18 protein-coding genes and 1 pseudogene are annotated in these 20,424 nt (G+C 57.9%); 8 read left to right on the top strand and 11 right to left on the bottom strand.

Annotated features, from left to right (window positions below):
- The first annotated feature begins 38 nt into the window (after positions 1-38).
- The 3 genes and pseudogenes from KQH55_RS07580 (at position 39) to KQH55_RS07570 (ending at position 3,876) form a co-directional block, all read left to right on the top strand.
- The gene (locus tag KQH55_RS07580; RefSeq protein ID WP_235090536.1) at positions 39-3,332 is read left to right on the top strand and encodes an RHS repeat-associated core domain-containing protein; all 3,294 of its coding nucleotides are present in this window, start codon (positions 39-41) and stop codon (positions 3,330-3,332) included.
- Positions 3,332-3,616: pseudogene (locus KQH55_RS07575) on the top strand (M1 family aminopeptidase); the annotation flags it as partial. The gene KQH55_RS07580 and the pseudogene KQH55_RS07575, both read left to right, overlap by 1 nt.
- Before the next feature lie 77 nt (positions 3,617-3,693).
- Positions 3,694-3,876, top strand: a complete 183-nt coding sequence (locus KQH55_RS07570; protein WP_235090535.1) for a hypothetical protein — start codon at positions 3,694-3,696, stop codon at positions 3,874-3,876.
- A 163-nt stretch (positions 3,877-4,039) separates the two neighbouring features.
- Here the strand turns inward: KQH55_RS07570 and KQH55_RS07565 are convergent, their stop codons facing one another.
- From KQH55_RS07565 to KQH55_RS07525, 9 genes are all read right to left on the bottom strand, one after another.
- Positions 4,040-4,459 carry a biopolymer transporter ExbD gene (locus KQH55_RS07565; protein WP_235090534.1) on the bottom strand — a complete coding sequence of 140 codons (420 nt, stop codon included), beginning with the start codon at positions 4,457-4,459 and terminating at the stop codon, positions 4,040-4,042.
- Between the two features lie 13 nt (positions 4,460-4,472).
- Entirely contained in the window at positions 4,473-5,207 is a 735-nt protein-coding gene (locus KQH55_RS07560) for a MotA/TolQ/ExbB proton channel family protein (protein WP_235090533.1), read from the bottom strand.
- A gap of 93 nt (positions 5,208-5,300) precedes the next feature.
- Positions 5,301-6,011, bottom strand: coding sequence for an energy transducer TonB (locus KQH55_RS07555; RefSeq protein ID WP_235090532.1), 711 nt, complete (start codon positions 6,009-6,011; stop codon positions 5,301-5,303).
- A 327-nt stretch (positions 6,012-6,338) separates the two neighbouring features.
- Complete coding sequence (locus KQH55_RS07550; RefSeq protein WP_076795494.1) at positions 6,339-6,587, bottom strand: bacterioferritin-associated ferredoxin; 249 nt, start codon at positions 6,585-6,587, stop codon at positions 6,339-6,341.
- 105 nt (positions 6,588-6,692) lie between these two features.
- Positions 6,693-7,559 (bottom strand): glutamate racemase, encoded by an 867-nt coding sequence (murI, locus tag KQH55_RS07545; RefSeq protein WP_235090531.1) that lies wholly within the window; start codon positions 7,557-7,559, stop codon positions 6,693-6,695.
- A gap of 27 nt (positions 7,560-7,586) precedes the next feature.
- Positions 7,587-8,066: a bacterioferritin gene (gene bfr / locus KQH55_RS07540; protein WP_076797216.1), complete on the bottom strand. Its 480-nt coding sequence runs from the start codon at positions 8,064-8,066 to the stop codon at positions 7,587-7,589.
- A 112-nt stretch (positions 8,067-8,178) separates the two neighbouring features.
- Positions 8,179-9,702, bottom strand: a complete 1,524-nt coding sequence (locus KQH55_RS07535; RefSeq protein ID WP_235090530.1) for a fumarate hydratase — start codon at positions 9,700-9,702, stop codon at positions 8,179-8,181.
- A 49-nt stretch (positions 9,703-9,751) separates the two neighbouring features.
- Complete coding sequence (locus KQH55_RS07530) at positions 9,752-10,324, bottom strand: TIGR00645 family protein (RefSeq protein ID WP_235090529.1); 573 nt, start codon at positions 10,322-10,324, stop codon at positions 9,752-9,754.
- 252 nt (positions 10,325-10,576) lie between these two features.
- Positions 10,577-10,819, bottom strand: coding sequence for a hypothetical protein (locus KQH55_RS07525; RefSeq protein WP_235090528.1), 243 nt, complete (start codon positions 10,817-10,819; stop codon positions 10,577-10,579).
- Positions 10,820-10,962: 143 nt separating this feature from the next.
- On the opposite strand from KQH55_RS07525, the gene acs reads away from it, so the two are divergent.
- A complete protein-coding gene (gene acs, locus KQH55_RS07520; protein ID WP_235090527.1) occupies positions 10,963-12,945 on the top strand; it encodes an acetate--CoA ligase in 1,983 nt (660 codons plus the stop codon).
- Between the two features lie 136 nt (positions 12,946-13,081).
- Here acs and KQH55_RS07515 read toward each other — a convergent pair whose 3' ends face one another.
- Positions 13,082-13,219, bottom strand: a complete 138-nt coding sequence (locus KQH55_RS07515; RefSeq protein ID WP_235090526.1) for a hypothetical protein — start codon at positions 13,217-13,219, stop codon at positions 13,082-13,084.
- 455 nt (positions 13,220-13,674) lie between these two features.
- Here KQH55_RS07515 and KQH55_RS07510 point away from each other — a divergent pair, with 455 nt between their 5' ends.
- Genes KQH55_RS07510 through glyA form a run of 4 tightly spaced genes read left to right on the top strand, consistent with a single transcriptional unit; the run spans position 13,675 to position 18,096 of the window.
- Positions 13,675-15,012 carry a peptide ligase PGM1-related protein gene (locus KQH55_RS07510; protein ID WP_235090525.1) on the top strand — a complete coding sequence of 446 codons (1,338 nt, stop codon included), beginning with the start codon at positions 13,675-13,677 and terminating at the stop codon, positions 15,010-15,012.
- A gap of 1 nt (position 15,013) precedes the next feature.
- On the top strand, positions 15,014-15,958 hold the full coding sequence (locus KQH55_RS07505) for a DMT family transporter (protein WP_235090524.1): 945 nt from the start codon (positions 15,014-15,016) through the stop codon (positions 15,956-15,958).
- Positions 15,959-15,991: 33 nt separating this feature from the next.
- Positions 15,992-16,738 (top strand): aspartate/glutamate racemase family protein, encoded by a 747-nt coding sequence (locus KQH55_RS07500; protein WP_235090523.1) that lies wholly within the window; start codon positions 15,992-15,994, stop codon positions 16,736-16,738.
- A gap of 2 nt (positions 16,739-16,740) precedes the next feature.
- Positions 16,741-18,096 carry a serine hydroxymethyltransferase gene (gene glyA, locus KQH55_RS07495; RefSeq protein WP_235090522.1) on the top strand — a complete coding sequence of 452 codons (1,356 nt, stop codon included), beginning with the start codon at positions 16,741-16,743 and terminating at the stop codon, positions 18,094-18,096.
- 114 nt (positions 18,097-18,210) lie between these two features.
- Here glyA and KQH55_RS07490 read toward each other — a convergent pair whose 3' ends face one another.
- On the bottom strand, positions 18,211-19,749 hold the full coding sequence (locus KQH55_RS07490) for a deoxyribodipyrimidine photo-lyase (RefSeq protein ID WP_235090521.1): 1,539 nt from the start codon (positions 19,747-19,749) through the stop codon (positions 18,211-18,213).
- Between the last annotated feature and the right edge of the window lie 675 nt (positions 19,750-20,424).

Here is a 20,424-nt window from a genome sequence, read left to right as displayed (position 1 = left end):
CCTGCCAACGCAGGGTGGACTAACACGAAAGGTATGCGATGAACGAAACCAACTGGGAAAACGTCTGTCAAGGCACGCCGGTAATACACGTGATGGACAACCGCGGGTTGGGCATTCGCACGCTTCACTACAATCGCGACAGTAGCACGTCGGCGTTGGACGAGCGCGTGAGTGTGGCGCAATACACGGAATTGGGACATCTGCTGTCGATGACCGATGCGCGCCTGTTTGACGCGCAGCAGCAGGATCCTACGGTGGCACCCAATGTGCATTGCGTCAGCTCATTGAGCGGTCGCGCGCTGCGCCGTGACAGCGTGGACGCGGGTTTGAGCGTCGCGCTGTTCGATGTGGAAGGGCATATGGCCTGGAACCAGGATGGTCGTGGCACCCAATGGCGGCAGGTCTGCGACGCGTTGGGGCGTGCCGTTGCCACCTACGTTCAGGCTTCACAAGAGGTCGAGCGGTGCCACGAGCGCATCCTCTATGGCGAACAAGTGCCCCAGGCGTCGGCGCATAATCTGAGAGGCCAGGTGGCGCGCTATTACGATTCGGCGGGCCAGGTGCGTACGGCAGGATACACCCTAAGCGGGAAGTCATTGCAGGATACTAGACAGTTGCTGGTCAACCGGGATGTCCCGGCTAATTGGGCGGGCGAAGACGAAGCAGCGTGGGCGGCTCAACTGTCGGCCGATGCGTGGACCACCGAGCGGCAATACGATGCGCTGGGCGAAACGGTCTGGCAAACGGATGCGAAAGGTAACCGGCAGCGCCTTCGTGTCGACGTGGCGGGTCGGCTACAGATGAGTTGGCTAAAACTAGCCAACGCGAGTGACGAGCAGATTATCGTTGGCGACATCCAGTACACCGCCGCCGGTCAGCGGCTGAGCCAGACAGCCGGCAACGGCATGGTCACGACCTACGACTATGAAGCCCAAACGCAACGCCTGCTGTGCACGAACACGCGCCGCGACGATGGCACGCCGCTGCAAGCGCAGGAATATACGTATGATCCGGTTGGCAACATTCTGACCGTGGGCGACGCCACACAGCCAACCCGCCACTTTCGCAACCAGCGAGTGGCACCGCTGCACACATACCGCTACGACGCGCTGTACCAATTGCTGGAGGCCAGCGGACGAGAGAACGCCCCGGCTGGCCGTCAGGGGCTGGGCCTGCCGACACCGCAGCGCGATCCGATCAATTTGACCAACTACACCCGCAGCTATACGTACGATCGGGGGGGCAACCTCACCGCGATTCGCCATCAAGGCCAGGGGGACAACGCTTATCGCAACGATATCGTGATTGCGACCCGAAGCAACTACGGTGTCGCGCAGACTGAACAAGGCAATCTGCGCCCGGAAGACATCGACGGCGGCGGTTTTTTTGATTGTAATGGCAACAGTTTGCAATTGCAGCCCGGCCAGCCCGTTGGTTGGAATGAGCGCAACCAGTTAAGGCAGGTGACGATCGTCGATCGCGGCAATGATGATGACAATGACCGGGAAACGTACGGCTACGATGGCAGCGGGATGCGGGTGTGGAAACAGCGCCGCACGAAGACCGGCAGCACGTGGCGCACCGAAGAGGTGATCTACCTGCCGGGTTTGGAGCTTCGCACGACACGCGTGGGCGAGAACGTCGAAGAGGCACTGGACGTGGTTTCTGCTGCAGACGGCGCGGTGCGCGTGTTGCATTGGCATGCCGGGCAGCCCACACAGATACCGAACGACCAATATCGCTGGAGCGTGAGTAATCTGATCGGCTCGGTGAACCTGGAGCTGGACAGTGACGCTCGCATTCTGACGCGCGAAGAATACTACCCGTACGGCGGCACCGCGGTGTGGGGCGGCAACGATTGTGAAGTGAAATATAAGTTTGTCCGGTATGCAGGTAAGGAGCGTGATGCGACGGGCTTGTATTACTACGGCCATCGCTATTACCAGCCGTGGTTGGGGCGCTGGGCAAGTGCCGATCCAGCAGGACCGGTTGATGGTCTGAATCTTTACGCGATGGTGAGAAATAATCCCATCAACCACGCGGATCCGAATGGGTTAAAGGCATCGAATTGGCAGCTATTTAAAACCATGGCAAAAAAGCACGGCCCGAAGGTGGTGCCATGGGTAGCGCCGATCGTAGCGGCGGGCGCCATAGCGTTGGGCGCGCCGGCTGTGGTCATCGGCGCGGTAGCGGCGACTGCAGGGCTCATTTACTCGGGCTACCAAGGTTATAAAGCTTTCCAGCGATTCAGACGCGGCGACGCAGGGGATGCGACCCGGCGTCGCCAGGAATCTGTCATTGCGACGGCGTCCTCCAAACAACTGAGTTTCTTGAGCAAAGTCGGTAGGGCATTGCGCTGGGGAGGAGCGGCCGCCGCGGTGGCGGGGGGCATTGCCGCAGCCGTCGGCGCAGCGCCGTTTGTTGTCGCGGGCGTGGGTATTGCGGCGGCCATTGGCGGTGCGGTATTTGCGGTGTCGGCCGCCTCACGGCTTGCACGAAGGCATGCCGCTCATCAGGCTCACCAGATCCAACGGGAGGGTGGAGGAATCCTAAGTTACGGCGCTCGTTCTGCGGCCACTACGTTTGTATCAGCCGAGATGCATGGCGCCTCGCACACTGGAGCCGCGGTGGCAATGGCCGGTACCGCGCCGATTTCAGTTTTAGGGTGGGCGGAACAAAATGCTGAAGCGAGCGTAGCTGGTGCCCATGCGGGCGGCGTGGCGGTGGGGGAATATGAAAGTATTTCACGAGCCGTTGGCGTTGAAACGGCGGCGGATATACCGGCGCTCGTTGGGACGGCATTGGGCGGTGGTGCAATGGGTTATCTACACGGCCAACTTGAAGGAGCCACAGAAGTAGGTCAGGCGGCTGGGGCGATGGCACGCCAAACGCGGGCCCGGCTTTGGCTGGGATTCGATGCCATCAATGCGTACACCCGGAGTTTGGGCGAATCTATATTCGACACCGGGGTTTCGTTGGTTCGAGACGTCGCCCATTCTATGGGGCTGACTGGAGGGCGCTCATGGGGGGGACGGGCTGCTCAATTCGGGTGGCGCGTGGCAGGCTGGTTGTTGGGGAACCGGATCAGGGCGGCGGCAGGGTACGCGATTGGAGGCGCCGTTTTAGGTGCGGTGGGAATCGGTGCACTCCCAGCGAGCACCGGTGCGATAACATTTGCCACTGCAGCGGGCGGGGCTGCTTACGGAGGGTATCACGCCCTGCCCGAGGGCGGGTTTGTCTCAGGTATGCGGCGCATAGCCACCGGAATAACCAATAGGGTGACGACCTATTGGATTACGTTTCCTAACCTCGGCACCAGTTCAATCGCTTGAATCTGCTCACGCTGGATTGGTGGGACGACGTGTGGCTGAACGAGTCGTTTGCGACGTTCTTTGAGGACAAGACCAAGATCCGCTTCTTCCCGGACCGCTTCAATTGGGCCGACGAGGTGAAGAACCAGTATCGTGTGATCGCGGCGGAACTGAAATCATCGGTATTCCCGGCTCAGCCCAACTTCAACACGTACGCGTCCAATGACTTCGTGCTGAGTGCGGGCACGTTTGCCTACGATAAGTGCGGCCAGGTGCTCAAGATGATCGAGGGCTATCTGGGCGAGTAGGTGCTGCGCGGCGCGTTGCAGTCCTAATTGGCCGATTTCCGGCGCGCCTGACTAACCTGAAGCTGGAAGCCAAGTTGCTCGTGGAAGCAGGGCTGGCTGATGCTTCGCGCCCAACCAGCATCGATTCGATTGGACCAGCGCCGGCGGCACAGCTGCGTATGCTGCGCCGTGACACGGCGGGCTTTGCGCAGCCGAGCGTTGAGCGCCGCGTGCAGCGCTTGCTGGGTCCGGTCAAGCCGCAGCCCAGCGTCCGATAGGCGGCAAAGTAGCTCCTAGCCGTTGGCCGGGGACAGGGTTGCTCGGGCTCAGGACGTGCGCGTTATGCCGTCATGGTGAAAGGCGGCATGACGCGCCGTGTTCTTGGACAACCTTAAGTTCCTGCCAGCTGGTCACCCCGGTCGGTCGGCTCGGCCGCCGCACTCAGTGCGCCTTAGGCTCGGTCACGAACCCGATTTTGGCCAACCCGCCCGATTGCGCATAGGACATCACGTCGGCTACGCGCTCGTACGCGACCTTGCGATCGGCTCGCAAATGCAGTTCCGGCTGTGGGTTGGCCTGCGCGACGGCGGCGATCTTGCGCTGCAACTCAGCGTCGGACACTTTGACGTTATCCCAGAACACGGTGCCATCGGCATTGACCGACACCGTGACGTGCGCGGGCCGCACGTCTTGCCGCTGGCTGCTTGCGTGCGGCAGGTCAAGCTTGACTGCGTGTTGGATCGCCGGAATCGTCACGATGAAGATGATTAGTAGCACGAGCATCACGTCGACCAGCGGCGTCATGTTAATCTCGTTCATCAGCCCGTCGTCATCGTCGTCCGCAAAGGGGGGCATGGCCATTGTCGTACCCCGCTCATTTGCCGGCTGTGGCCAGTCGCGGGCCTTCGCCGCGCTGGAGCGTCGAAGACAATCGTTCGCCTGTTACAAAGTACGCGTGCAGTCCGTGCGCGAAGCGATTCAGCTTGGTCACCACGGCCTTGTTCGAGCGGGTTAGCGCGTTGTAGCCGAGTACCGCGGGAATCGCGACGAATAGGCCGAATGCCGTCATGATCAGCGATTCGCCCACCGGTCCCGCAACCTTATCGATTGACGTGTCGCCGGTTGCTCCGATCGTCAGCAGCGCATGATAGATGCCCCATACGGTGCCGAATAGGCCGACGAACGGTGCGGTGCTGCCGATCGATGCCAGGATCGCCAGCCCACTCTGCATCCGGGCGACGCAGTCGTCCATGGTGTCCTTTAGGCAGCGCGTTATCCAGTCCGAAATGTCCATCCGGTCATGCAGGTGGGGCTGGCTCTTGTGGTGATGATCGGCGGCTTCCTTGCCGGACAGCGCGAGTGCGACAAACGGGTTATCGGCGGCGCTGGAGCCGGTCGAGCCAAGCTTCACGAGACCTTCGGTGAAATCGTCGGAATGCCAGAACTGCTGCTCGGTGTTACGCGTCAGGCGCCGCAACCGCAGCACGTTCCATCCTTTCATTAGGATCACGCTCCACGACAGCACTGACATGATCAATAGTGTGATCGCGATGCCGCGTGTGACGAAATCCCCTTGCGCCCATACGTGGGCCATACCGTAGTTCTGCATGGTGTTTCCTTCGGATCCTCGTTATCGGTGACGCTGTTGAGCGGTGGACTCGGCAATGGGCGCATCGGCGGCGCGGTATCAGCGCGGCGTTGCTCAGTCGCCCAGATTGAACACATACGGCTGGTCGGCCGTAACCCGGATCGGTTGCCCATTTTCAATGTACGGCCGGCACGTGCTAGCTAGCGCGGCATTGCGTGCGGCGGCGTCCAATCGATCATAACCGCTGCTTTTCTTGACCGTGGCCCGTTCCACCTTGCCCTCCGGACCGATGACCAGATTGATGATCACCGTGCCCGTTTCCTCGCGTCGTCTGGACAGGGCGGGATAATCGGGCCGCATGATCTGGCAGTCGAGTTTGGCGACGCCCTTGGGTACGCCCTGCGCGACGGCCGGGCGAGGGCTCGGCGCGGGTGACGCGGGCTCGGCGGCCGGTGCCGGCGCGGGCGCGGGCGCGGGCGCTGCTGGGGGCGCCGGCAGCGTGGGCGCCGATTGCGATGGGGTATCACGTACCGGCATCGGTGGTGTAGGCACCGGCGTAGGATTTTTGACAACGGGCTTGGGACTGGGCCGCGGCGTGACCACAGACTTGGGCTTGGGTTTGGGCGCCGGCGCCGGCGTCGGCGTGGACTGCACGGCGACCGGCGCCGGCGGGGCTAGCAGTTCGGCCATGATTGGCCGGGACTCGACCGTCACGGTCGGGACGGTGTCGGCACGCCCATAAACCAGCCATGCGATCACGCCGGCATGCAGCAGTGCCACTACGGCGAGCGTGGTCGTGTAATGCGCGACGGGGCGCGATTTCATCGGCGAGGCTGCACTGGAGCGCAGTGCTCCAGCCAAACTGGGAGAAACCTGCATATTAGCGTTGGCCAACGGCAGATGCACGGGGGGCGCGACGCGGACAATGGCCGACCTTGCTTCGATGCGAACCGGCGTGTGCCCAACTCAACGTCGAAAAATCAGAAAAGAGATGCATAGCGTTGTCGCGAATCCAAGCAGCAGTTCCATGAAGTCCTCCGAGAGCGAGGCGAGGTAGCGTGGCTGGCTCGCGCGTCGCGCTGGCTGGCACGGAGAAAGACGGATCCAGCAGAACCGACGCGGCATCGGGCTGCAGCCCGGTATCAATCGGCGTCAGGCCGCCTTGCGTTCGTAGAACGTAACCGGCGCCGGCGCCACATGACGCGCCGGGTGGGCGCCGGGGCCGCACAGGCTAGGGCACGCGCCGCAGGCGGCGACCAGGTCACGCACGGTTTCCTCGCACTTGCCGCAGCACGTTGCCACGCCCAACTCAAATTGCAACTCGTCGAACGTCGATGCACCGGACTCCAGCCACGCACGGATAGTACGGTCAGAAACAGACTTGCACACGCAGACGATCATGATGCGCTGACAGCTAAAGTTAATGCGAATTATTATCATTCTTTGTGGCGACGTGCGCAAGCGAGATTGATGATTTTTTGTAACAGCGGGGCGGCTAACCTCGCGTCAGGCCGGCACGTTGAGATAAAGCGGTTCCGACGCTATTTCGACGTGTTCGGCAGCTACGTTGACGCCGAGCAGTTGCCAAGCGATACGAGTCAATTGCCGGGCGTCGCCTGTGGTGACGAGCCGCAACGGCGTTGGCACGGGTGTTGGTTCGGTGTGTGCGGCGGCGGCCGGGCCCGTGTCGGCCAGTAACTGCTGGTCGGTCAGCCGTCGCACCAGTTGACGTGCGATGGCTTCGCCGGTGTCGATGATGTGAAGCTGGTCGGCGGTAATGGTGCGTACCGCATTTAGCAGAAACGGATAGTGGGTACAGCCCAGCACCAATGTGTCGGCGCTGGCGTCCAGGATTGGCTGCAGGCATGCGGACAGACGCTGTATGACGACCGGCGAATCGATGTCGCCTGCCTCGATGGCGTCGACCAGGCCATGGCCTGCCTGGCATACGAATCGGCAATCGCCGCCGTACTGGGCGAGCAGCGCGTTGAAGCGCGCGCTCTTGAGCGTGCTGGCGGTCGCCAGTACGCCGGCCACGCGGGTGCGCGACTGCAACGCGGCAGGCTTGATGCCCGGCTCGACGCCGATGATCGGCAGCTGTAGCCGCTCGCGCAGCATCGATACGGTATGCGCGGTGGCGGTGTTGCAGGCCACTACAATCGCCTTCACATGTTGCGCCGCGAGCCACCGGCCGATGCCCAGCGTGCGCGCCGCGATGAACGTGTCGTCGCGCTCGCCATACGGCGCGTAGCGGGAATCGGCGCAATACAGCAGCGCCTCATCGGGTAATGCCGCACGGATCGCGTGCAGCACCGATAGGCCCCCGACTCCGGAGTCGAACACGCCGACCGGCGCCGCGTTGCGCATCGTCATTATCACCGTACTGGTGGCTGCCGTCGCTTAAGATTGGACGGCCGTCATCACGGACTGCTGGTAATTCTGGATGCCCACCTTGTTGATCAATTCGAGTTGTGTCTCGAGCCAATCGATATGCTCTTCCGTGTCGTCCAAGATGCGGCGGAAGATTTCGCGTGACACATAGTCACGCACGGACTCGCAATACGCAATCGCTTCCTTACAGGTCGTTTGCGATGCCAGTTCGAGCTTCAGGTCACATTCAAGGATTTCCTGCGTGGTCTCGCCGACCAGTAGTTTGTGCAGATCCTGCAGATTCGGCAAACCGTCGAGCATGAATACGCGCTCAATCAGCCAGTCGGCGTGCTTCATTTCACCGATTGACTCGTCGTATTCGTGCTTGCCCAGCTTGTCCAATCCCCAGTGTCGGTACATCCGCGCATGCAGAAAGTACTGGTTGATCGCTGTCAGTTCGTTTTTCAACTGAGCGTTCAAATATTCGATGACTTTTTTGTCGCCTTGCATGATCGGTTCCTTGTTGGGGACAGGCACGGATGGTGTGCAAGTCATTGATCGAATAGAGCAGTCCGTTGCCCGCTAAATGGGAAGCCGCGCAGCTGCGCGGCCCGCCGATTCACTACGCGGCCGCAATCGAAACCTTGCCGATCCTGGCCTGCCATTGCTTTGGGCCAGTCTGATGGACCGACGTGCCGTTGGCATCGACTGCCACGGTGACCGGCATGTCCTTGACCTCAAACTCGTAAATGGCTTCCATCCCAAGATCTTCGAACGCGACCACGCGCGAGCCGCGGATTGCCTTGGATACAAGGTACGCGGCGCCGCCGACCGCCATCAAGTAGGCAGCCTTGTGCTGCTTGATCGCATCGATCGCGACCGGGCCGCGCTCGGCCTTGCCAATCATCGAAATGAGGCCGGTTTGCGCGAGCATCATCTCGGTGAACTTATCCATCCGCGTCGCGGTCGTCGGGCCGGCGGGACCGACGACTTCGTCGCGCACCGGATCGACTGGGCCGACATAATAAATCACGCGGTTTGTGAAGTCGACTGGCAGCGGCTGGCCGTTGGCCAGCATGTCCGCAATGCGCTTATGCGCGGCATCGCGTCCGGTTAGCATTTTGCCCGAGAGCAACAGCGTCTGGCCCGGCTTCCAGCTGGCGACTTGCTCGCGCGTCAGCGTATCGAGGTCCACACGTTGGCTGGTCTCAGTGTTCGGTTGCCAATGCACATTGGGCCACGCCTCCAGCGGCGGCGGATCCAGCCGCGCGACGCCGGAACCGTCGAGCGTGAAGTGCACATGGCGGGTCGCCGCGCAGTTCGGAATGATCGCAATCGGCTTGCTGGCCGCGTGCGTGGGCGCCGCCATGATCTTCACGTCCAGCACAGTCGACAGACCACCCAGCCCTTGTGCGCCGATGCCCAGCGCGTTGACCTTTTCGTGCAACTCAATGCGCAGCGCTTCAATCCAGTCGCGCGGCCCGCGGGCGATCACATCTTGGATGTCGATCGGATCCATCAGCGATTCCTTCGCCATCAACACCGCCTTCTCGGCGGTGCCGCCAATGCCGATGCCGAGCATGCCCGGTGGGCACCAGCCGGCGCCCATCGTCGGCACAGTCTTGAGCACCCAGTCAACGATCGAATCGGATGGGTTCAGCATCGCGAACTTGGACTTGTTTTCCGAGCCGCCACCCTTGGCTGCCACCTGCACGTCGAGTTTGTCGCCCGGAACGATCTCATAGTGGATCACTGCCGGCGTGTTGTCCCGGGTGTTCTTGCGCGCACCTTCGGGCGGATTGACGATCGAAGCGCGCAGCACGTTATCCGGGTGCGTGTAGCCGCGCCGCACGCCTTCGTTGATCATATCCGTCACGCTCATCGTCGCGCCATCCCAGCGCACGTCCATGCCGACCTTGACGAACACCGTGACGATGCCAGTGTCCTGACAGATCGGGCGGCGCCCCTCGGCGCACATCCGGCTGTTGGTGAGGATCTGCGCGATCGCGTCCTTCGCAGCCGAGCTTTGCTCGCGCTCGTAGGCGCGGCCCAACGCCTGGATATAGTCCAGCGGATGGTAGTAGCTGATGTATTGCAGCGCATCGGCGATGCTTTGGATCAGGTCTTCCTGCTTGATGACTCTCATGATGCTTTTCTCGTGGGGGTACTGCGTCGGTTGGCAGCGGAATCAACGCTCAATCGTGGTTCGAAGCGGCGACTGAAACAGGCGCATGCGGCGCGTGCGATGTGAGCCGGTCCACCCAGGCCATCACGAGTGCCGATAGCAGGAACGCGGCGTGGATCAGCACTTGCCACATCACCGCTTGTGACGAATGCTGGTCGGGATCGATGAAGGTCTTGAGCAAGTGGATTGACGAGATGCTGATCAGTGCCATCGATAGCTTGACCTTCAGCACGCCGGCATTGACGTGGTCAAGCCACTCCGGTTCGTCCGGGTGGCCCTCCAGACCCAGTCGCGACACGAACGTCTCGTAGCCGCCGATAATCACCATGATCAGCAAATTCGAGATCATCACGACGTCGATCAGCCCGAGGACCACCAGCATTACATTGGTCTCGGTCAACGAGGCCGCGTGCGACACCAGGTGCCAGAGCTCTTTCAGGAACAGGAAAACGTAGATGGCCTGTGCGAGGATCAAGCCCAGGTACAGGGGTAGTTGCAGCCAGCGACTGAAGAAGATCAGCGACGGCAGTGCGCGCATACGGCGTGTGCCATGCTCAGGAGAAGGCGAGTGACAGGAAGACATCGTGCAGCTGAGCAAACGGCGCCGTACTGCCCATGCTCACGCACGGATGCAAGCGGACGCCAGAGTGGGTTCAAAAATGCGAGTATTGTACCGTGTTGCAGTAAGATTGCTGTGCTGTGCTGTGCTGGCCTATGCCGCCAATCTGCTCGGTTACGGTGCAGCCCAAAGCATGCACAGGCCAGCGCGGTGCAGTTCGATGTGCGGCGGATGCTCTTCATCCATAGCCAAAACGAAAACGCGCTTGCCGCCAGGCTATACTAAAGCACCATCGCCCATACACTGACTGGCCGGCACCGCCGCATCATTGAATGTGGCGAGCGAGCCGGCGCCGAACGGCGGCATCAGTAGCAACTCGATACTGTCGGACGTTTTCTTAATTGACTTGACATTGTAGAGTGCTGCCTGGATGTCGGCAAGCGCGCCAGCGCGGAGGAGATGCGTGGTCGCCTTCGCTGCATTGCAGCAGCGTAAATCGTAGGTAACGCGATACGGCATCGTAAAGCTATGTGACCTGCACACCAGACGCGTGCGTGCCGCAGCCAGACGGCACTGGCCACAGCGGGGCGGAGACACTGGTGCTGATATGCGGCGGCGCATGATAACGATTTTGTTCATTTCATCATCAGAGGAGTAGTTCGATGTCTGCTATTGAATCAGTCTTGCAAGAGCGGCGCGTATTTCCTCCGTCCGCGCAGACCACAGCGGCAGCCACCATTGCTGGCATGGATGCCTATCGGACGCTCATGCACGAGGCCGAGCGCGACTATGAAGGATTCTGGGCGCGTCTGGCCCGCGAGCATCTCGAATGGCACAAGCCGTTCACAAAGGTGCTGGACGAGTCTCACGCCCCGTTTTATACGTGGTTCGACGATGGCCAGCTCAACGCATCATACAATTGCCTGGACCGGCAGATCGCTGCCGGACACGGCGACAAGACGGCGATCGTGTTCGAGTCCGACGACGGCACGGTGACGCCGGTCACTTACCGCGAGTTGCACCGGCGCGTGTGCCGATTCGCCAACGCGCTGAGGTCGCGCGGCGTGCGCAAGGGCGACCGTGTCGTGATCTACATGCCGATGTCGGTCGAGAGCGTGGTCGCAATGCAGGCGTGCGCGCGGATCGGCGCGACACATTCTGTCGTATTCGGCGGTTTTTCATCAAAGTCACTCAATGAGCGACTCGTCGACGTGGGCGCCGTCGTGCTGGTGACCGCCGACGAGCAGATGCGCGGCGGCAAGGCGCTGCCGCTCAAAAACATTGCCGACGAGGCGCTCGCAATGGGCGGCTGCGACGCGGTCATGGATGTCATTGTCTATCGCCGCACGGGCGGCAACATCGTGTGGCACGACGGGCGCGATCACTGGCTGCACGAGCTGGTCGACAACCAGCCCGAGCAATGCGAGCCTGAATGGGTCAGCGCGGAGCACCCATTGTTCATCCTGTACACGTCGGGCTCGACCGGCAAGCCCAAGGGCGTGCAGCACAGCACTGGCGGCTATCTGTTGTGGGCCGCGCTGACGATGAAGTGGTCGTTCGACATTAAGCCGCACGACGTATTTTGGTGCACCGCCGACATTGGTTGGATCACCGGCCACACGTATATCGCGTACGGTCCGTTTGCGTGTGGCGCAACGCAAGTCGTGTTCGAAGGCGTGCCGACGTATCCACATGCGGGCCGCTTCTGGGATATGATCGCGCGACACAAGGTCACCGTGTTCTATACGGCGCCGACCGCGATCCGCTCGCTAATCAAGGCGTCGGATGCCGACCCGGCATGCCATCCGTGCGCGTACGAGCTGTCGTCACTGCGCATCATCGGCACCGTCGGCGAGCCAATTAACCCCGAAGCGTGGGTTTGGTATTACGAGCAGGTCGGCGCCAAGCGCTGCCCGGTCATCGACACGTGGTGGCAGACTGAGACTGGCGGCCACATGATCACGCCACTGCCCGGCGTCACGCCGCTCGTGCCGGGTTCGTGCACGCTGCCGTTGCCGGGCATCATGGCAGCAATCGTCGACGAGACTGGTCAGGACGTGCCGAACGGACAGGGTGGGATCCTCGTGATCAAGCGTCCGTGGCCGTCGATGATCCGCACGATCTGGGGCGATCCGGAGCGTTTCAAGAAAAACTATTTCCCCGAGGAGCTTGGTGGCGAACTGTATCTTGCCGGAGACGGCGGCATACGTGACAAGAAAACCACGTATTTCACGGTCATGGGACGCATTGACGATGTGCTGAATGTGTCCGGTCACCGGCTCGGCACGGTGGAAATCGAGTCGGCGCTGGTGGCTAATCCGATCGTCGCCGAAGCGGCGGTCGTCGGCCGGCCCGATGACACGACCGGCGAAGCGGTGGTCGCGTTCGTCGTACTCAAGCGCGCACGTGTGCAGGGCGACGAGGCCGTGAAGCTAGCAAACGAACTGCGGATGTGGGTCGCGAAGGAGATCGGTCCGATTGCCAAGCCGAAGGATATCCGATTTGGCGACAACTTGCCGAAGACGCGCTCCGGCAAGATCATGCGTCGCTTACTGCGTTCGCTGGCCAAGGGCGAGGCGATCACGCAAGACGTGTCGACGCTGGAAAACCCGGCTATTCTCGATCAGCTGAACGAGGCGTGCTGACGCGATGAGGTGCATGGCATCCGCTGCCGTGCATGTCGGTTCGCATCATTGCCAAAGGCCCTGGAGATACTTGATGTTCTCCGGTTGATGGCGATGCACGCTGATGCCGGTTCGGCAGTAAACTGTTTGAGCCGGTTTACCAATCGCGCTCTTCGCTCTCGGCCACGTTGTCCTGGATACCGACTTCATGCCTGTCGCCATTGTGCCGCGCGTCATTTATGGCTTGTTCAAGCAAATCAATGAATTGGCTTGGCGGCAAGTCCCCGGGCGTCATTCGATGATGGAGATGTGAAATCGATGTTGGCCAGAAAATTCGTGTCGGTTTCACCGGATAGTATGGCCACCTCATACTTTAAAACCCCAGGGCGGCGATACCCTGCATGCCAACATGATGGCATCACTCTCCATTCCCTCGGTAACATATCCCAAAATGCTTGCGATAGCCATTATGCACGCGTGTCGGCGGGATTTGCTTAATGCGTAGCACGATCGCCGGCCGGCTTCATGATTTTAATGCATTACCACAAACGATCGCAAAGTACATGCCATGTGTCCTCCCCCAATTGTGATGCTGGCCTACAAGCGAATCAAAAACAATATTTTCTTATTAATAAATAAAGGGTGTTTGGCAAAATCATTAATTTTTGAGTTAAAATTTAAATTGGTTGAAATTTGTTTGTGCGATTTATTGATGGCATAAGTTTAAATTTATATTGATTGGAATTAAAGATGAAAATTTTTTTTGGTAACGGGTGTGCTGAATCCATGATTTCTGGATTAAGCCAGTCTGGTAATAAGCGTTATATTCAGCACGGCGCCAACGTGGCTCGTCGTTATTTATGGACAATGCGACCAGGAGACGTGATGATTACTCCCTGTGCAGGAGATCCTGATTACGTTCGGTATGTTGAAGATTTTTGCCGGTATCCTCAGGGTTCTATAGAAGTAATCGATGTGTATGATGGTGTAAAAGATTGTGGGGTTTTAAATTTAAAAAATCTTAAAATAAACAAATTTTTAAGTAGAATTGAAAAAATTAACTTTGATGGGCGTTCATGGAATCTTGAACCGTTTATCGCTGATGCGGATGCGTTCGATTTTGGGAAGTTGATCGATGTTCCTGTTCGATTCGGGACATGGGGAACGCCTACGTGCGAAGCGGCAGATTTGTTCAATGACAAACGCGTCTTTCGCGCAATTGCGGCCGGATTAAACGTACCCATTGCCTCAGGGCGTGTTTGTGCCACGTCGGAGCAGTTGGCTTTCGCGCTATCCGAGCTTATTTCTACTACTGGATCTTGTATTGTAAAAGTAGACCGCCACCTTGGTGCAGAGGGAAATGTGCTGATTACGCACCACCAACTTAAAAATGCTCCGGGCACGCACAAAATTTACCCCGTGTCAGATTCACAAGAATACGATGACATTGCGCAAACCGTTTATTATGAATTGAGCCAAGGCTCGTCCCCCTTTTTTATTGTTGAAGTTTATTATCATAATGTTCACTCAGTTGGGGTGCATTATCTTTTGGGAGATAACAAGGTCGTTCTCAATGGTGTTGCCGATATTCGGTTGGCACCCGCCTATGCGGGTATGTTTTGGCCGACCAATTTGCCCGACACAATGGTTCATCAGCTCATAGCCGAAGGGTATAAGCTAGCATATCATATTGCCTCGCTGGGACACCGTGGCCCCATCAGTGTTGATGCGATCGTATGCGCCAGTAATCAAATCATAGTCAATGAAATCAATGCACGTCATGGCGGCTTTACGGCAGCCAAAGCGGTGATCGACAAGATTACGGGCGGTACAGATAAATCGTTTTTTGCTGCAACACGCACGGATTTAACAAGTAATGTAAAATTTAATGTGTTGCGTGAGCTATTGGAGCAGGAAGGGCTTGGCTTTACCAGGGATCGAGGCACCGGTATCGTCGTTTCGGCTGAGGATTTGCAAAATACTCAACACTTTGAAATTCTCACGATTGCACATTCTAGAGACGCAATTCATGAGTTAGAAGAAAAATTCATAAATATTGCGTGTAAAGATAAATTTACAGATTATTGATATGTCATTTCTCTTCGGCAGAAAGTTGATGCGGATGCTTTACCAACGGGAAGCACGTGGGGTTGCTTTTATGTTCGGTGCTATCTTGCTTTTCTCTATGGTGGGAGTGATAGCAAAACATCTTTCAACACGGTATCCAGCAAACGAAATTACATTCTTTCGAATGTTGTTTGGCTTAATTCCTGCCGTTTTTGCGCTTTGGCCTTATGGTCAACTATGCGTAAAGCTCAAGCCATATCGTCTTTGGAGTCATTTCCTTAGGGCAACAATGGCACTCAGTTCGATGGGGCTATTTTTTTCTAGCTTACCTTATTTACCTCTTTCAACTGCTGTGACATTGCAGTATACAGAAGCGATTTTTATCGCCACGTTCGCTGCCGCGTGTTTAGGTGAGCGCGTACGGGCTGCGACGGTATTGGCTCTAATAGCAGGATTAGTTGGTGTAATGTTGATTTCGCCGCTTGCCGGGAAGCATGCCTCATTGTTAGGTACAAGCTTGGCTCTATTAAGCGCTGCATTCGGCGCCGGCTCTGTCATACAAATTAAACGACTCTCGCGTACTGAAGGGCCTGTGGCGATTGTGTTATATTTTACACTTATTGCAACTGTTTTAAGTGGTCTTTCGCTTTTTATCTCATGGACGGTGCCAACCATAAAAGATTTAGGTTATATGGCACTACTTGGGTTGGCTGCTGGTCTGGGGCAACTCATGTTGACGATAGCGTTTAGAAACGCGCCAGCGTCACGGCTTGCGCCAATAAGTTACTTCGGCGTGATATGGGCGATGTTATTTGAATACTTGTTTTGGGGAACAGTAATGTCAACTTTAGCCGTAGTAGGTGCGGTCATGATTATTGGCAGTGCGCTATGTATAACCATGTACGGTAAAAATGTTGGTGCCAGTGACACCAGTAGCGGTTCCTCACAGTCTAATAAAGGGTACTAAGCTTTCGTTGCTCGTTCGGTGGAGACATTATTGATGATAGACGGTTCACTAGGGCAAGGTCGCCTCGGCATTTTGGGCGGCATGGGTAGCGAAGCAACAGCATATTTTCTACGCATACTTGCTCAACGCTCGTCCGCGACGATTGACCAAGAGCACGTTCCTTTTGTCCTTTTGTCGTGCCCTGAAATTCTAGATCGATCACAATCGGTCGAGACAGACGATACTAACGTGCCAGCGACGATTGATGCCCGCTTGAGACAATTGGAAAAAGCTGGGTGTGGTGCAGTAGCTATGCCATGCAATACTGCCCATTATTGGCGCCATGAATTCGCTTCATCATTGTCCATTCCACTCATTGACATGGTTTCTGCTACTGCCCAACGAGCTGCGCTTTTGGGCGCAGGAAATGCACTTGTGTTGGGCACACGATCCACGATCAAATATCGCTTATACGACAACGCCTTGCAAAATGTCGGGGTGCGTTTGATTGAGATTGGCGACGACATAGTTGATTTAACTCATATCGTCATTACTTTGGCAAAGACAGGAGAAATTGACCACGCATCACAAAAAATGGCGCATTTGCTTCAAGCATGTCAGTCACGACATCCAAACGTAATTATTTTAGGTTGCACTGAGTTACCTATAGTGCTATCGACGCGTGCCCAAGGCAACGATTTGATAGACTCAGTTTCGTGTCTTGCTGATGCTTGCATAAAATGGTGGCAATCCAAGTCGGAAACTCAATATAATGGAATTTTTAAATTAATTAGGCAATGAAAATGGATGGTATCGAAAAAAATAACTTAAGCTTCAACTGGGAGCGGCGATGGCAAGATGAGCTGGCTATTAACGATCCCAAACTTGCTCAATTGGTCGCATCTGAAAGTGTAAGGCAACGAGCCTCTGTCACACTCGTAGCTTCGGAGAATTTTTCATCGCCTCGATGCCGAGCATTGGAAGGCAGTGTGCTGGCCGACAAAAATGCCGAAGGCTATCCCGGCAAACGCTTTGCCGCGGGTTGCGAGCATGTGGACGCGATCGAGAGGTTGGCCATTGCACGATTGAAAGACCTATTTGGGTGCGAACATGCCAATGTCCAAGCAATGAGCGCCACCATAGCAAATATCGCCATCTTGCAAACCGTCCTGGAGCCAGGTGACACGATATTGTCTATGCGCTTAGCCGACGGTGGCCACTTAAGCCACGGCGCGGCGTTTCATATCAGTGGTCGCTTATATCAGGCAATACACTATGGCTTGAGCGAGCAAACCGAGCGAATCGACATGGATGCGGTGCGCCGTATCGCCAACAAAGTGAGGCCTAAGCTGATCATATGCGGTGCCTCGTCGTATCCGCGCAATATTGACTATGCAGCATTCGCCGATATTGCCAAAGAGGTTGACGCGTTGCTGTGGGCTGATATTGCCCATGTGTCGGGCTTGATGGCGGCGCGCGTGGTCCCGTCTGCCGTACCGCATGCTGATTTTGTCACATCATCCACGCACAAAACATGGCGGGGACCGCGCGGCGGATCCGTTTTAATGTGTCGGCAGGCGTGGGCACAGGCGATCGATCGGGCTATCTTTCCTGGCATTCAAGGCGCGCCCAAGGTAGACATGATTGCAGCAAGGGCCGCACTTTTCAAAGAAACGGCCGAACCCGAGTTTGCAACGTATGCACAAGCTGTTCTAGACAACGCTCAAGCGTTGGCTGAAAGTCTTCGGCAGCAGGACGTTCGGCTGATCACGGGCGGCACCGATACCCATTTGATACTTGCGGATGTAACAAGTTTGGGTTTATCAGGTCAGCAAGCGGAGCAACTGTTTACAGACGTGGGCATCACTACAAACAAAAACATGATTCCGTTCGATAAGCAGCCGCCGAGTCGGTGCAGTGGCATTCGGATTGGCAGCGCCGCGATGACGACCCGAGGGCTGGAGACGTCAGACTTCTTTCTTATTGGCACCTTGATGGGGCAATTGTTGAAAAAGCCCGATGATCAAGTTCAGCGAACTCGTATAAAAGCCGTTTTGGCAGAGATGGTGCAAGGCTTGCCGTTATTTTCAAAGCGTTGGCTTCCTAAGGTTGTGAGTGACTATAGCACAAAGGATTGTGTCGCCATAACGGAAAACTGACTTGCCTCGAGAATCGTGGAGGCTGCGCTTGCAGGCCTAGAGTCGTCGCTTCAACGACGATGTGAAAGCGACGGCACTCGGCATCTCGCCGTCAAGCCGCGCAAATCAGCTCGGTCATGACGATGGGCCGCAGCTGCCCGATTCACGTCCACGCATACACCCCATCGCCTTTAGCGCCCGTTCGCGTGCCTGTTGGTGAGGCACCACCGGCAGCGGATAGTCCTGCCCGAGCCGAACCGACGCAGAAGCCAGTTGTGCGGGTTGTGCGTGCCACGGCGCATGGATGCATCCGGCCGATAAGCGCGCGAGTTCGGGCACCCAGCGCCGCACATAGTCGCCCTGCGGGTCAAATTTCTGCCCCTGTAGTACCGGATTGAAGATGCGAAAGTACGGCGCTGCATCGGCGCCACTGCCGGCTACCCATTGCCAATTCGCAGGGTTGCTAGCGCCGTCGGCATCGACGAGCGTGTCCCAAAACCAGGTCTCTCCTTCACGCCAGTCGATGAGCAGATGCTTGACCAGGAACGATGCCGTCACCATCCGCACGCGATTGTGCATCCAACCGGTATGCCACAGTTCGCGCATGCCGGCGTCCACAAGCGGATAGCCGGTGCGGCCGCGCTGCCACGCGCGCAGATCTGTGGCATCGACACGCCACGGCATGGTGTCGAATTGCCGTTTGAAATTGACTTGATGCAACGGCGCACAATGGTAGAGCAGATAGTATGAGAACTCGCGCCAGCCAAGCTCGTCAAGAAACTTATCCACGCTGCCGCTCGCGGTGGACGTGCTGCGCCCATTGCCGCAGCGGTGCGCGGCGCGTGCCGCAGACAGTACGGCATGCCATACCTGCCGTGCCGAGAGATTGCCAAAGCGAAGATACGGAGACAGTCGACTGGTTGCCTGCATCGCGGGCACGTCGCGGCCACTTGCGTAGCGGGTCAGCGCGTTCGCGAGAAAATCGTCTAGCTGCGTCCATCCTGCTTGCTCGCCGCATTGCCACGTTTCGCGCAGTCCACCGGCCCAGTCGGGTGTGCGAGGCTGGAGCGCCAGTGCAGACAGATTTTTTACGCGTGCCGCCACGGCGACGTTTTCCGGCACCGGAAAGAAGTCGATTCGCTGAGGTCCGGGCCGTGGCGCTTCAGGGCAATACTCGTGGCGCGCGGCGCGCCAGTACGCGCCGAAGACCTGAAACGGACGGCCATCTCGCGTGGCGACGGTCCACGGCTCTCGCAGCAGGTGTCCGTTGAAGGTGAAAGCCGCAATGCCGCGTTCTTTGAGCGCCGTCTTGATCGCGATGTCGGTTTCGCGTTGCGACGCCGAATACCTGCGATTCCAGCACACCTTGATCGCGCCGATTGCCACGGCGAACGCTTCAATGGTCTGCGACTCGGAGCCGTGAAGGACAGTCAATTCGCCGCCCAACGCGATGAGCGCAGCATTGAGTGCGTGTAGAGATTCATGGAGCCACCAGCGCCCAGCTGCGCCCGGCGGGCGCGTATTTCGTGGCGCCGGGTCGTGAACATACACGCACACGACAGGGTGACCCGTGGCAATGGCGTATTCGAGCGCGGGATTGTCGGCTAGGCGTTGATCGTCGCGAAACCACACGACGACGGGCGGTAGCGAGTAGGGCGGCGCAGACGGCGGCATTGGGAAGTCGCGAAGCGGGTAGCCAACATAATCTTCATAATACGGGTTCCCGCGCGGATGACTGTTGGAATTTATCAACAGCGTCGCATCGTTTCCTGCAGGCTACAGGCGGGCGGGTTAACTAGCGGGAGGTGTCGGGCAGCGAAGACTTGCGAGCGGTCAGCGGTGAAGTCCGCATCCTCGTGCTGGCTCGTGTTACGGACTCTTTTGCAAGCTCGCGTGTATTGCCTCGATCAGCGCATGGTCGTTGGCTTTCTCGATTTCTTGAGTCGTAACCGGAGGCCGTGTCGGGTCGCACATTCTGTCATGCAGGTCTCGTTGCAGTGGGGTCAACGCGCCTCTGACGGCTGCCCCGACACGTTCGTATTCAGCCTGTTCCACGCTGCTATCTAGCGGCGGCGCGGAAGGTTGCGGTGTGCAGGACTGCGGCTCGGCAGGCGAAGGCGGTGCTATTAGGGCAGCGGGGGGGAATGAGTTATAAGGGAAAAAGTACGCCTGCGATTGGTTCAGGAACTGCGGCATGGTATTGGCGAAGGGTCCATTTGCAGTCCAGAGAAGATTGCGCAGAGCAGCGACCGGCCCCCACGATGGTATCTGGGAAGGCGCAGGTGCCGGACGCGCGCCTGAACTCACGGGCGTGGGCGTTGTTGTTTCAATGGGTCCCAGTCGTGGCGG

Origin of the sequence: Mycetohabitans sp. B3 (genome assembly GCF_021498065.1) — a bacterium.
GTDB lineage: Bacteria > Pseudomonadota > Gammaproteobacteria > Burkholderiales > Burkholderiaceae > Mycetohabitans.
The sequence above is the reverse complement of the archived record's forward strand: the minus strand, read 5'-3'. Positions and strand labels throughout refer to the sequence as shown.

Coding starts and splice junctions, on each gene's coding strand:
- KQH55_RS07580 (WP_235090536.1), top strand. CDS start 39: ATGAACGAAACCAACTGGGAAAACGTCTGTCAAGGCACGCCGGTAATA.
- KQH55_RS07565 (WP_235090534.1), bottom strand. CDS start 4,459: ATGGCCATGCCCCCCTTTGCGGACGACGATGACGACGGGCTGATGAAC.
- KQH55_RS07560 (WP_235090533.1), bottom strand. CDS start 5,207: ATGCAGAACTACGGTATGGCCCACGTATGGGCGCAAGGGGATTTCGTC.
- KQH55_RS07555 (WP_235090532.1), bottom strand. CDS start 6,011: ATGAAATCGCGCCCCGTCGCGCATTACACGACCACGCTCGCCGTAGTG.
- KQH55_RS07550 (WP_076795494.1), bottom strand. CDS start 6,587: ATGATCGTCTGCGTGTGCAAGTCTGTTTCTGACCGTACTATCCGTGCG.
- murI (WP_235090531.1), bottom strand. CDS start 7,559: ATGACGATGCGCAACGCGGCGCCGGTCGGCGTGTTCGACTCCGGAGTC.
- bfr (WP_076797216.1), bottom strand. CDS start 8,066: ATGCAAGGCGACAAAAAAGTCATCGAATATTTGAACGCTCAGTTGAAA.
- KQH55_RS07535 (WP_235090530.1), bottom strand. CDS start 9,702: ATGAGAGTCATCAAGCAGGAAGACCTGATCCAAAGCATCGCCGATGCG.
- KQH55_RS07530 (WP_235090529.1), bottom strand. CDS start 10,324: ATGTCTTCCTGTCACTCGCCTTCTCCTGAGCATGGCACACGCCGTATG.
- KQH55_RS07525 (WP_235090528.1), bottom strand. CDS start 10,819: ATGCCGTATCGCGTTACCTACGATTTACGCTGCTGCAATGCAGCGAAG.
- acs (WP_235090527.1), top strand. CDS start 10,963: ATGTCTGCTATTGAATCAGTCTTGCAAGAGCGGCGCGTATTTCCTCCG.
- KQH55_RS07515 (WP_235090526.1), bottom strand. CDS start 13,219: ATGACGCCCGGGGACTTGCCGCCAAGCCAATTCATTGATTTGCTTGAA.
- KQH55_RS07510 (WP_235090525.1), top strand. CDS start 13,675: ATGAAAATTTTTTTTGGTAACGGGTGTGCTGAATCCATGATTTCTGGA.
- KQH55_RS07505 (WP_235090524.1), top strand. CDS start 15,014: ATGTCATTTCTCTTCGGCAGAAAGTTGATGCGGATGCTTTACCAACGG.
- KQH55_RS07500 (WP_235090523.1), top strand. CDS start 15,992: ATGATAGACGGTTCACTAGGGCAAGGTCGCCTCGGCATTTTGGGCGGC.
- glyA (WP_235090522.1), top strand. CDS start 16,741: ATGGATGGTATCGAAAAAAATAACTTAAGCTTCAACTGGGAGCGGCGA.
- KQH55_RS07490 (WP_235090521.1), bottom strand. CDS start 19,749: ATGCCGCCGTCTGCGCCGCCCTACTCGCTACCGCCCGTCGTCGTGTGG.